We start from the raw sequence: 12,386 nt of genomic DNA, 5'->3' as shown, positions 1-12,386 counted from the left end.
CTTTGGCATAATATCTTTGCATGCCAATAGGTGATAAACTTAACCCAGTTCTAAACTCATTTTTTACACTATGACCGCCAAAACGCTATACGCTTATACGCTACAACCTGTTCCTTACGAAGTTTCTGAAGCTGAACAACGTCAAGCTCAACTTATGATTTGGCGTAGTACTAACAAATTCAGCCGCAAAGCATGGATGATTATGATTGCACTAGTCGTGCTTTCTTTAGTTGCTGCAGGACTTATTAAATATTACTCCACCTACTCAACTGTGATTTGTTGGGTGGTGATTATCGGTGTGGCACTTTTCTACCTCATCAAACGATTTGGTCTGGAATGGTATGTCAAACGCAAGATGACCGAATTCCCTGTTCAAGAAATTAAAGGGCTTCGTTTAGGGGTGCAACCTCATGGTATCGTGATGCGCCAAAAAATGGGGCTTCAAGAAGGCACTGCAACGATTGGCTGGAAAGACATTTACGAATGGTATAGCTCGCCAGACTTTATTTTAGTGAACTTCAAGGTAAAAACAAAAGGCGAAGAACAACAAGGTGCCTATATTTTACCAAAGCGTATGGACTCGAAGAATTTCTCGTTCAATACCGTACGTAGACACTTGAATGAAACGGTTGGTGCGCCTAAATCAATCTAATCGATTTAAAGTATACCCAAACCCAGCCAAGAGGCTGGGTTTGTTGTTTCTAGCCTACCAATTAAAACTCAAACCCAGCGAACCATTGCGTGCTTCGCCAACATTGGCTGCTCCCCAGTCACCACCTGCCCAATATTTTTTATTCAATACATTATTCATATTGGCATTCAGGACCGCATCACGATTGCTCAATTTAAATTTATAAGACAGACCTGCATTGACGATGCGATAAGCGGGAAGTTTAAGATCATTACTTGTAGATGCATAAGAAGTCCCGTTGTAACGAACATTACCATGCACGCTGAGTCCTTCAATGGCTTTTAACTGATATTCAGTATGAATCACACCTTGCCATTTAGAGGCATTGGCGGGTCGGTTTCCTTGAGTCGCTTGATTTGCTTCTGATACTTGGTCAATCGTCGCATCTAAACCAATCAAGCTAATCCCAAGCTTCCATGCATCTATTGGACTGTAGCTCCCATTTAGCTCCATCCCATTATACGTAGTTAGACCATCCTGTTTTAAATATCGTTGTCCATCTTGAATACGATCAATTGCTTCAACCCGTTCAATTTTGAATAAGGCAGAGCTAAAGCTAAATGGCGCAGCGTCATATTTAAACCCCATTTCATATTGCTTACTGACCGTGGCTTTCAATATCTCCCCAACATTGGCATACATTTCACTCACACGAGAGCCTGCTTCCAGTCCCTCGACATAACTGCTATACAAAGTTGCTGTTGGAGTAGGTTTATATAAAATCGCAACTGTTGGTGTGGTAGTTTTGGTGCTATAGCCTGAATTTTTAGTTGGATCTCGATCTACATCTTCGCGATCATAATAGGTATAGCGTAAACCAAAAATTGTCTGCCACTGATCATTGAAATGAGCTGTATCACTTACAAATCCGTAAGTTTGGCTTTCATCACGACTTTTAGGTGCAAGACTAAAATTTGGTTGACGGCTAATCATAAACTTTTGGTCTTGGTAGATATTTCCATTAAAATCATTTCCATAATACATTTCATTGCTATATCGATCTTGGCTTCGTTGATAGCCGACACCCATCACCACATCATGCCCAATCAGTCCAGTGTTAAATTTGCCATTTAACATCACCTGATTAACATAGCTTTCCAACACGCCAGCAAAATCATATAACCTGCCCGAATAATCCCCATTTCTGTTTTGTAAATTTGCAAAGGCTTTTCTTGATTCATGCTCTTTGCGTGTATAACCAAACTGATATTTACTTTCCCAGCTCTCATTCAACTTCCAACTTAGGCCAGTCGATGCCGCAAAAGTGGAAGTATCATAATAGGCATTATCAACATTTATATTTTCATAGTTATAGGTGACTTTAGGTAATTTTCTAGCACTCCCTGTCACATCATAACGCCCTAAATAAAATTGAAGAGGTTCATGTTCGAGCTTATTCTTCTCATAAGTAAAATTTGCATTCCAACTGAACTGATCATTGAATTTTTTATCCAACGCCAAAGAACCCACGAAACGATTTGCTTCAGCAACATTATAGGCTTCGCCCTTTTCACCTCCAATCACCACGCGATAACCAATATCTCCCATATCGGTTCGATCACTACTGTCTAATAACGCAGAAAATAAGCTGCTATTTCGGTAACCCACATCCACCACGGTTTCAGGAACATCTTTCGGGCGTTTTAAGCTGTAGCTAATGGCCCCACCTGGTGAGCCAAAACCATACATAAAACCCTTTAATCCTTTTAAAGCAGTTACCGTTTCTGCTGCTTCCACTGGAAAATCCCCACCCCAATATAGATCCATTGGCAGTCCATCCGCATAAAAATTGCGAACACCTAAACCACGAATATGCGCTCCCCACCAATCAGTTGTTGCTGAACTGGTTGGTGAATAAACAGAGGCATCATTGACAAAAATTTGTGCGATAGATTTGGCTCCACGTTTACGAATATCCTCGCTTTCCACCACTGCCATAGAAAAAGGAGTATCTAAGATGGAACGACTACCCAAAGCACCTGTTTCCGTTTGCTTTTTTAATCCAACCTCCTGAGGTTCAGCAGCAACTTTAATCACAGGAAGTCGTGATGGATTCCTCTCTGTCACTAATTCCGCTTCACCAGTCAAGGTCTTAGGATTTAATTGCCCCTCATTGGCAGCATAAGCATTAACCACCACACCATGTACCATACTCAATAATGCGATCTGTATTGCTATCGTGAGTACTGTTTTTCCCTGTTGGACCTGCATATTCGCTCCTACGCGGTCAGAATAATATTCCTTCTATCCTGCTGCGGGGTTGTCGTATTCAAAGACTGTCTTAGCTCTGTTATGCAATATCGATATTCACAGTAAAGTTTGTTATTTGTTCATACATGCATTGCAAATATTGAGCTGAAAAAGTTGTTTTTGTGAGAGATAAAATGACTTTTAATTGCCTCTCAATCATGAAAATAATAATTATTATCGTTTTAGAGAGTTAAAACTCAAAACAAATTTTCTCGCAGTGTCTTAGAGGAAAAATTTAAACTATTATTCTTATTAAACTTTTTGCTTTTTGATTCGATTATTTTGTCCCAAAAAGGTAAATAAGAATCAAAATCAATATTACCTGCAAAATCTATATTGTATTCTTATTCTTAGGTTATAATTTTTTACATGAATTTCATTATCTTTCCATTTTTTGACCATGTTTAAAAAAGTTTTCTTCCAAATCCATTGGTTTTTAGGGATTACCGCAGGGCTCATTCTTTCTTTAATGGGTGTGACGGGTGCAATTTACTCTTACGAGCCACAAATTCTAAAATGGATCAACCAAGACAGTTATGTGGTTGAGGCTGCTCAAACACCAAAACTCACTCCGGCCCAGCTGTATCAGCATTTCAATCAGCAACAACCAGAGATTGAAATTAATAGTATTACCATCGCTGCTGATCCGACCGAATCGTCTACCGTCAATATTAAAAAAGAAGGTACGCGTCGTGGCTATAATATGATGGTAAACCCGTATACAGCAGCAGTATTACCTGAAGTTAAAGGCCGTGATACGCTGCAATTTATTCAGCGTTTACACCGTAATTTAACCGCTGGTGAGTTTGGGGCGCAGATTACAGGTGCATCTACTCTGATGCTGATTTTCTTTGTATTGAGCGGTATCTATCTACGCTTTCCAAAGAAACATACTATCAAACAATGGTTCTTTATTAAGCCAAAACTTAAAGGTCGCAATTTCATTTGGGATCTACATGCCGTTGTTGGCACATGGGTCATCGTGTTCTATCTGTTATTTGCCTGCACTGGCTTATATTGGTCTTATGACTGGTGGCGCGCAGGTATGTTCAAAGTCATGGGGGTTGAACAACCACAACGCAATCAACAAAATAATGAACGTGGTAAAGATAAACAACCTGAATTGGCAAAAACGCAGGTCAATACCATCCTCACCCAAACATGGACAGGTGTAAATGCTCAAATTGGGCGTGAATATTCTAGTCTTACTTTGAATATTCCTAAACACGATGATGCCAAGGTTGAATTGTCCTTTGTCGATGTCATTCCTCAACATGAACGTGCACGTAACCAAGCAGTTTATAATTATCAGAATAATCGCTTTGAAAAATTTGAACTGTATGAAGACAAGAAGCTCAATGAAAAAATCATGAGCAGCATGCTGCCTGTGCATCGTGGTAGCTTCTTTGGATCAACCTATCAATTTATTGCCATGCTGGCTTCATTGGCCATGCCTTTATTCTTCGTGACGGGTTGGATGCTATATCTTAAACGTCGCAAGCAGAAGAAGCTCACCCAAGCTGCACGTCAGTCTTTAAGCGCTCAGCACATTGACCCGAATGCAACACCGTGGCTGATCACTTATGCAACACAAACAGGTGTAGCTGAACAACTGGCTTGGCGTACTGCAACAAGTTTACAGGAAGCACAACAGCCAACCACGGTTAAACCCATTCAACAGCTCACCGAGCAAGACCTATTGCAGGCGGAGCAAGTTTTATTTGTTGTAAGTACTTATGGTACAGGTGAGGCACCCGATCTCGCCGCAAGTTTCAGCAAGAAACTGATGCAGCAAAACCTTGATCTCAGTCAAATGCAATATGCAGTCTTGGCAATGGGATCAAAAGAATATCCAGATAGTTATTGCAGCTTTGGTTATGCCGTAGATGCATGGCTAAAACAATGCAAAGCACAACCATTGTTCGATGTGATCGAAGTCGATAATGCCAATGCCAACGATATTCAACGTTGGAATCAAGGCTTATCTGCGGTGACTCAGCATGAGTTACATGCGATGAATATTGAGAAAGTATTTGATCAATGGACCTTAAGCGAACGTTCCCTGCTCAATCCAGACAGTTTAGGACAAGCAGCATATAACATCGAACTCACTACAGCTTCTGATATGACATGGCATGCAGGTGATATTGCTGAGATTCAACCAGCCAATAACCTAGCTGAAATTCAAGACTTCTTGATCAAGTACCAAACCCCAGCACACAGTATCGTTCAATCATTGAACCAAAATATTGAACAAGTGCTTTGGGATAGAAATCTACGTGTTGAAATCAAGCCATTTAGTTCACTCGAAAATTTACTGGAACAGCTGCCGACACTACCAACACGTGAATATTCGATTGCCAGTATCCCATCGCAACAAATACTGCGATTGGTGATCCGACAAAAACGCGATGAAAATGATCAACTCGGCCTTGGTTCTGGTTGGTTAACCGAATTTGCAGAGCTTAAGCAAACGGTTGCTTTACGTATTCGGACCAATGAATCCTTCCATTTAATTGACGATAACCGCCCGATTATCTGTATTGGTAATGGTACAGGTATTGCTGGTTTGATGAGCCTGTTACAACAGCGTAATCGACAAAATTACACGGCCAACTGGCTGATCTTTGGTGAGCGCCAACGCGAACATGATTTCTTCTACCAAGAAAACATTCAAACCTGGTTAAACATGGGAACACTACAGCGTCTAGATCTGGCTTTCTCTCGTGATCAAGAACAACGAATCTATGTTCAGGATGTATTACGCAATAATGCTGATGAACTGATTAAATGGGTTGATCAAGGCGCCGTCATTTACGTCTGCGGTAGCATTGAAGGTATGGCTTCAGGTGTAGATCAAGCATTGATTGATATCTTGAGTGAAGAAAAACTTGATGCATTAAGACAAGCTGGACGTTATCGTCGAGACGTGTATTAATTCTTTTCAATCTAAAAAAACGAGTGCCAGCCACTCGTTTTTTTCATAAGACGATAAGAGAATTTGCCTTTCTTAGAATTTTGCATACACTTAGCACGGTTCAAATCGACACAATTAAGATTATGCAAATAAGTTCATGGGTTCGTATTGCTTTAGCCCTTATCGGTTCAATTCTTTTCATCGATGGCGCAATTCTGATCGCCTTTAAAAAGATTCATATCGGAACCGTACTCCCGCTGCTGCTTGGGTTATTTTTCTGCCTGTATGCTTATTTCTATTATCACATTGAACGTTTCTTCTTCTATCATTTCCGTTTGCATTCCATTTGGCGTTTTGGTTGGCTTTGCTTTTGGATCTGGGTCGTCAGCTTAGGCTATTTTTTTAATTATCTATCAGATAATAATGAGCAGACTCAACCTGTCCCTCCTGTTAAAGCCATCATTGTATTGGGCAGTGGTGTTGAAAACGGACAACCTTCTGCCACATTGGCGAAACGCCTAGACCGTGCCGCACCGGTTGCTTTAGCTCAACCTCAAGCCAAATTAGTCATGACTGGTGGTATCGATTTTGGTGAAACTACGAGCGAAGCTGCAGTGATGTCACGCTATGTACAACAGCACTACCATGTACCTGCATCACAAATTATTTTAGAAGACAAAAGTACCAGCACTGAGCTAAATCTCAAAAATAGTCAGACTTTATTACAGGCACAACACATCAACATCCAGCAACCCATTGCAATCGTGACCAGTGATTTCCATACTTTACGCGCTTCAGCAATTGCCAAGAAACAAGGTTATAGCAATATCACCCTGCTGGGTGCAACCACACCTTTGGCGACACGTTATAACGCATGGTTAAGAGAATACTTTGCCTATGCCAGTGGTTGGCTGTTAAATGAGTATTGATTGAGAGATTATTCTCTCGATCTCAGGATGATGCTGAGTTATGCAAACGAATATCACGTGGTAATGGTAGTTTTAACTCAGCAAATACATCTGGGCGTTGTAAATAAACTTGATATAAAAAATTCTTAATATCCAATAATAAAGCATCAGGGGAAACCAACAGATTGTTTCCCTCTGGTGTTAAATCTAAAGATAAAATCGTATTGTTTTCTTTTAAAAATGGAATCATCTTCTCAATGAAAGCCAGTAATGGCACTTCTTGGATTTCGTATTGCGCCCAATTATCTTTAATCAGTAATTTTGCCAAACTTTTATTCTGCCAAACGGATAATGCATGCTGTCCAGAAGGCGTTGAGCATAAAGCCCACCCGTCATGATAAAGCGCAATCACGTGGCGTTGCATAATAATATTTTGAATAAACTGACGGTAAGCGTCTTTGAGTGAAGAACCAGAAGGTGTGGTTTGAGATTTCGACGCAGCCTTGCGTTGATAAGGGTTTCTCATAAAGTACTTCAATATTAGAATCATTATTGACGCTAATCATAGAATAACTTTGTATTGATTACAATGATATGAGCTTTGAAGAGAGATATGGTGGGCGCTGACGGGATCGAACCGCCGACATTCTGCTTGTAAGGCAGACGCTCTACCAACTGAGCTAAGCGCCCTGAGGAATAAAAATTGATTGAATATCAATTTTTATGACGCAAGACGAACGGAGTGCGTAGTGTCTTACATTTTCACCCTCTTGAACAGGGAATCAAGAGAATGGCGCAGCGGACGGGGCTCGAACCCGCGACCCTCGGCGTGACAGGCCGATATTCTAACCAACTGAACTACCGCTGCACTGGATTACTTCATAACGAGAAGTAAAAGTCACAAATTATGGTGGGCGCTGACGGGATCGAACCGCCGACATTCTGCTTGTAAGGCAGACGCTCTACCAACTGAGCTAAGCGCCCTAAGGAATAAAAACTGATTAACTATCAATCTTTATGACGCAAGATAAAATTATCATCTTGTATTCCAAGGTGTTCATTCTTGCAAATTTAAGTGGCGCAGCGGACGGGGCTCGAACCCGCGACCCTCGGCGTGACAGGCCGATATTCTAACCAACTGAACTACCGCTGCACGATAATTTTGCAATCATGACAAACAATTATTAAAACTTAAGTGGCGCAGCGGACGGGGCTCGAACCCGCGACCCTCGGCGTGACAGGCCGATATTCTAACCAACTGAACTACCGCTGCACTTGAGTTTTAACGTAAAGGCTTGGTGGGCGCTGACGGGATCGAACCGCCGACATTCTGCTTGTAAGGCAGACGCTCTACCAACTGAGCTAAGCGCCCTTAACGTCTTCATCGTTTGTGAGGTGCATTATAGAGAATCTTTACAGCCTGTCAAACGCTTTTGCCACTCTTTTCCGAAAAAACCGTGTGAATGATTAAAAAATAAGTAATTCTTTGAAAAAACCAACATTTCCGTATTTTATTTAAGCACTTATTTGCATTTTCATGCATTATTTTCTAAGCCTTGCTCAGAAATATAAACCACAGCTTGCTCAGAAACGAGTTCAAACAATTCAAGAACTTCATCATTCTTCATTCGAATACAGCCATGTGACATCGGAATGCCCATCGGTTCAGTATCTGGCGTACCATGAATATAGATATAGCGCTTAAAGGTATCGCACCCTTCCCCATGATTAAAACCGTCCTCTAAACCATCCAACCATAAGATGCGAGATAAAATCCAATCACGTTGTGGAAATTGCTGCGCCAATTGTTGGTTATACACTTCACCTGTAGGCTGACGTGCAATAAATACGGCATTTTTAGGGGCATCTCCCCCAATTTTTTGTGCAACTTGATGCCAGCCCCTTGGGGTTTTACCACTATTTTCCTGTTCGCCAATACCGTTTTTACCAGAAGAGATCACATAGAATTTATTATGTTTTGGCAAATGTAAGGTTTGTTTTGCTAAATCAATGACGATATCTGCCTGATCTAGGGTATAGCTCATTTTTATCTCGATAGATGATAGAACAGTTTTATTTCAACATAGACTGCAATCTTTTTCTTGTATTTTTAGGTAGTTTTAATTACTCGTTGGTTCTAAATATAGAAACAAAACAATGCAACATGATTTGATCTTGTTCTGATCTTTTGGATCTGCGATAAGTAGCGCTTTAATCGATTCTCAGGACAAATCCTTAAAGCGATACTTAAAGTTTGTTTATCCTCGTTCAGGCTCGGGTCTTAACCACAGCCACACTGCCACAATAAACATAGTCACATCAGTAAAGACTTTTACCCAAAATGGCGCATTGGTAAATAGCATCAAAATACCACTGAGCAACATCATGATACTGGCGATCCATTTTGCTTTACGAGGAACCGTGCCATGTTCACGCCAATTGCGTAAGGTCGGACCATATTTAGGATGATTCAATAACCATGCATCCATTTCAGGCCAGCCTTTCGACGCCGCCCATGCTGCCAAAATCAGAAATACAGTGGTCGGCATCCCCGGCAGAATTGCCCCAATAATTCCTAACGTAATAAAAATCACGACTAAACTACGCCAGAATAATGTTTTCATTGAGCAATTAACCAACACCGATTTACAACCGTGCTAGTATAAAGTGTTTTTATCGTTCTTTCTTAAACTTCACTTATTATTTCAATGATTGAGTTAATTCATGTCTAACCTGATTGCCACTTCCAGTTATTTTGAACCGTGGTTACAGTTTAAGCATCCTATCGTACGGCATTTAGCGTTTTGTATTGCTAGTCCTAATATTTTGGCTCAAATTCCCAATGACCTGAAAGTAAAACATCATTTTGAGCTGCATCACGATTCGATTTGGCACAGTCACTACCAGAACTATGAACAAAGATTGAAGCAGCTCGATCAACAGCCTCAGCCTCTGATGGATTTTCTTGCACAATTAAAAAGTACGCGCCTCGGTTTGCGCTTTGAAAATTTATTGTGGTTTTGGCTACAAGATGATGCTTACCATCCTTATCAGCTGTTAGGGCATAGTATCCAAAAAATCGCAGGTGCCGTGACCTTAGGTGAGCTTGATTTTGTTGTACTGAATACACAGACAGATGAAGTTGAACACTGGGAAGTGGCTTTAAAATATTACCTAGGTGAAAATAAATTAGATTTAGCGGAATGGTACGGACTAAACAGAGAAGATACCTTGCATCGAAAGTTAAAACATTTTACCGAACGTCAATTTCAATTTTCAGAAGCTAGTCACCATCAAATTCAAAGAAAGTTTGCCGTGATGAAAGGCCAACTCTATCTACCTGAACCACAAAACAGCTTAACTTTACCGTCTTGGATCAATGCATCACGACGTTTAGGCCAATGGGGTACATCCATCCCACAAACGCCTTATTATCGCTTACAACGACATGAATGGCTCTGTCCTGATTTAGCGCCCTCATCACAAACCGCAGTCTGGTGGACCAATGGGCTTTATTATCAAAAGACTCCCACCTGTGCTTTTTATATGTTCCGCCAACCTTCACTTTTATTTATGAAATAAAATGAATTATTATTCTAAAAATTAACATTTTATAACATATCTACCATCAAACCCACATAGTCATTTTCTGTTAACTTTTTTAGCCTCTTAAGTACATCATAATTAAATTGAAATGGAGACGATGATGAAAAAAATTTTAGTTGCTTCAATCATGACTGCTTTTGTTTTAACTGGCTGTAATACATTCAAAGGTATTGGTAAAGATGTGTCTAAGGCAGGTGATAAAGTCACACAAACTGCGGAGAAAACACAAGATAAAATGTAATCCCTGAAAGCAACTTACCAAAACCTTATCTAAACCTAGATAAGGTTTATTTTTCCATACCTTTCTGCTGCATATTCCCCTATTATATCGGTTCACATTTCACCAGATTTAGCTACATCCCGCATGAACCATTCCGATACGCTTGAACTTAGTTTACAACTCCTACGTCAACCTTCTGTTACTCCTGTAGACCATGATTGCCAGAACATCATGGCTGAACGCTTGGCAAAGATTGGCTTTAATATCGAACACATGCGTTTTGAAGATGTTGATAATTTATGGGCGCGTCGCGGTACTGAAAATCCGGTATTCTGCTTTGCAGGACATACCGATGTGGTACCCACTGGACATTTAGATGCATGGAATTCAGATCCATTCCTGCCGAGCATTCGCGATGGTAAGTTATATGGTCGCGGTTCTGCGGACATGAAAACGGCTTTGGCTGCAATGATTGTTGCGTCTGAACGCTTTGTCGCAAAGCATCCGAATCATAAAGGCTCGATCGCCTATCTGATCACCTCCGATGAAGAAGGCCCATCGATTAACGGTACCGTTAAAGTCGTTGAAACATTAGAAGCGCGTAATGAAAAGATGACTTGGTGTTTGGTGGGTGAACCATCGAGCACAAATCAATTGGGTGATATCGTCAAAAACGGTCGTCGTGGCTCTCTCAATGCCGTACTTACGGTTCATGGTAAGCAAGGTCATGTTGCCTATCCACATCTTGCTGAAAACCCAATTCACTCTGCATCAAAAGCCATCAATGAATTGTGCGAAACGACTTGGGACAATGGCAATGAATATTTCCCTGCAACTTCGTTTCAAATTTCCAATATTCAAGCAGGCACTGGCGCAACCAACGTTATTCCTGGTACCTTAAAAGTCACTTTCAATTTCCGTTATTCAACCGAAGTCACTGCTGACATTTTAAAACAACGTGTACTTGAGACCTTAGATAAACATCAACTGAATTATGATATTCAGTGGACTTTATCGGGTTTACCATTCCTGACGCCTGTCGGTGAATTGGTGAATGCGGCAAAAACTGCAATTAAAAATGTCACGGGTATTGATACGGTACTTTCAACCAGCGGTGGAACGTCAGATGGCCGCTTTATTGCACCCACAGGCGCACAAGTACTTGAATTAGGTGTGTTGAATGCGACCATCCACCAGATCAATGAGCATGTCAATGTGGCAGAGCTTGAACCATTGGCTGAAATCTATGAACAGATTCTAATCGAGCTGCTTGCTTAAAAATAAAAGATATCAACGAAAAAGGAACTCAAATGAGTTCCTTTTTTATTACAACCCAAGCTGGGTCTGTATATTTTGTAGATGGGGAACATAGAATTCATGTTCACCCATTTTTACATATTTAAAGACTTTGTCATCATCGGTTTCGCGCTCTTCATCTACAATCTCCGAAATACGCACACGAATCGATTCAGGCATTTCATTACAGACAAGGGCAAATCGCTCAGAAACATCGTCCCCTTCAATCACCAATGCAACCCCCTGTTTCTGCTTCGGATCATTCACCGCATAGACAGGAAGTTTTAGATCATGCCATTCGATATGATCTACATTGGTTTGCGTATCCATTGCTGATAGCACAATATTTTGTGGTAACAGCATCGGCACTTTTTGATGGCATTGAATAATATATGCATCAATAAATCCCGTTGAAACCGTAATTAAATGTTGTAACTCTTGCTGGTCAATCTGCCCCAGTGTCGAATTTGCGCTTTTCTTAGCCATTATTTTTCACCT

11 protein-coding genes and 6 tRNA genes are annotated in these 12,386 nt (G+C 40.7%); 6 read left to right on the top strand and 11 right to left on the bottom strand.

The window, feature by feature from the left end; genetic code table 11:
- The first annotated feature begins 70 nt into the window (after positions 1-70).
- Entirely contained in the window at positions 71-652 is a 582-nt protein-coding gene (locus tag MMO42_RS10170) for a YcxB family protein (protein WP_005150099.1), read from the top strand.
- 54 nt (positions 653-706) lie between these two features.
- On the opposite strand, the gene MMO42_RS10165 is transcribed toward MMO42_RS10170, so the two are convergent.
- The gene (locus MMO42_RS10165) at positions 707-2,902 is read right to left on the bottom strand and encodes a TonB-dependent siderophore receptor (RefSeq protein ID WP_241320435.1); all 2,196 of its coding nucleotides are present in this window, start codon (positions 2,900-2,902) and stop codon (positions 707-709) included.
- A gap of 439 nt (positions 2,903-3,341) precedes the next feature.
- Here MMO42_RS10165 and MMO42_RS10160 point away from each other — a divergent pair, with 439 nt between their 5' ends.
- Together MMO42_RS10160 and MMO42_RS10155 are read left to right on the top strand one after the other, a co-directional pair.
- Positions 3,342-5,879: a sulfite reductase flavoprotein subunit alpha gene (locus tag MMO42_RS10160; RefSeq protein ID WP_241320434.1), complete on the top strand. Its 2,538-nt coding sequence runs from the start codon at positions 3,342-3,344 to the stop codon at positions 5,877-5,879.
- 122 nt (positions 5,880-6,001) lie between these two features.
- Positions 6,002-6,787 carry a YdcF family protein gene (locus MMO42_RS10155; RefSeq protein WP_241320433.1) on the top strand — a complete coding sequence of 262 codons (786 nt, stop codon included), beginning with the start codon at positions 6,002-6,004 and terminating at the stop codon, positions 6,785-6,787.
- 22 nt (positions 6,788-6,809) lie between these two features.
- Here MMO42_RS10155 and MMO42_RS10150 read toward each other — a convergent pair whose 3' ends face one another.
- The 9 genes from MMO42_RS10150 to MMO42_RS10110 all read right to left on the bottom strand — a co-directional run bounded on the left by MMO42_RS10150 (position 6,810) and on the right by MMO42_RS10110 (position 9,390).
- Complete coding sequence (locus MMO42_RS10150) at positions 6,810-7,292, bottom strand: DUF2750 domain-containing protein (RefSeq protein WP_241320432.1); 483 nt, start codon at positions 7,290-7,292, stop codon at positions 6,810-6,812.
- Positions 7,293-7,380: 88 nt separating this feature from the next.
- Positions 7,381-7,456 (bottom strand) — tRNA-Val (locus tag MMO42_RS10145).
- A gap of 101 nt (positions 7,457-7,557) precedes the next feature.
- A tRNA-Asp gene (locus MMO42_RS10140) sits at positions 7,558-7,634 on the bottom strand.
- 40 nt (positions 7,635-7,674) lie between these two features.
- Positions 7,675-7,750, bottom strand: a tRNA-Val gene (locus MMO42_RS10135).
- A 92-nt stretch (positions 7,751-7,842) separates the two neighbouring features.
- A tRNA-Asp gene (locus MMO42_RS10130) sits at positions 7,843-7,919 on the bottom strand.
- Between the two features lie 43 nt (positions 7,920-7,962).
- Positions 7,963-8,039 (bottom strand) — tRNA-Asp (locus MMO42_RS10125).
- Between the two features lie 23 nt (positions 8,040-8,062).
- Positions 8,063-8,138 (bottom strand) — tRNA-Val (locus tag MMO42_RS10120).
- Positions 8,139-8,301: 163 nt separating this feature from the next.
- Positions 8,302-8,811, bottom strand: a complete 510-nt coding sequence (gene elsL, locus MMO42_RS10115; protein WP_241320431.1) for a cell wall-recycling L,D-carboxypeptidase ElsL — start codon at positions 8,809-8,811, stop codon at positions 8,302-8,304.
- 213 nt (positions 8,812-9,024) lie between these two features.
- On the bottom strand, positions 9,025-9,390 hold the full coding sequence (locus MMO42_RS10110; protein ID WP_005288785.1) for a YbaN family protein: 366 nt from the start codon (positions 9,388-9,390) through the stop codon (positions 9,025-9,027).
- 100 nt (positions 9,391-9,490) lie between these two features.
- On the opposite strand from MMO42_RS10110, the gene MMO42_RS10105 reads away from it, so the two are divergent.
- The 3 genes from MMO42_RS10105 to dapE all read left to right on the top strand — a co-directional run bounded on the left by MMO42_RS10105 (position 9,491) and on the right by dapE (position 11,870).
- A complete protein-coding gene (locus tag MMO42_RS10105) occupies positions 9,491-10,348 on the top strand; it encodes a DUF1853 family protein (RefSeq protein WP_241320430.1) in 858 nt (285 codons plus the stop codon).
- 121 nt (positions 10,349-10,469) lie between these two features.
- The gene (locus MMO42_RS10100; RefSeq protein ID WP_016541456.1) at positions 10,470-10,613 is read left to right on the top strand and encodes an entericidin A/B family lipoprotein; all 144 of its coding nucleotides are present in this window, start codon (positions 10,470-10,472) and stop codon (positions 10,611-10,613) included.
- A gap of 123 nt (positions 10,614-10,736) precedes the next feature.
- Positions 10,737-11,870 carry a succinyl-diaminopimelate desuccinylase gene (gene dapE / locus MMO42_RS10095; protein WP_241320429.1) on the top strand — a complete coding sequence of 378 codons (1,134 nt, stop codon included), beginning with the start codon at positions 10,737-10,739 and terminating at the stop codon, positions 11,868-11,870.
- A 48-nt stretch (positions 11,871-11,918) separates the two neighbouring features.
- Here the strand turns inward: dapE and MMO42_RS10090 are convergent, their stop codons facing one another.
- Positions 11,919-12,374 carry a hypothetical protein gene (locus tag MMO42_RS10090; protein ID WP_005296569.1) on the bottom strand — a complete coding sequence of 152 codons (456 nt, stop codon included), beginning with the start codon at positions 12,372-12,374 and terminating at the stop codon, positions 11,919-11,921.
- Positions 12,375-12,386: the final 12 nt, after the last annotated feature.

It is taken from the genome of Acinetobacter sp. ANC 3882 (assembly GCF_022549545.1).
In the GTDB taxonomy this organism is placed as follows: Bacteria; Pseudomonadota; Gammaproteobacteria; order Pseudomonadales; family Moraxellaceae; genus Acinetobacter.
The sequence above is the reverse complement of the archived record's forward strand: the minus strand, read 5'-3'. Positions and strand labels throughout refer to the sequence as shown.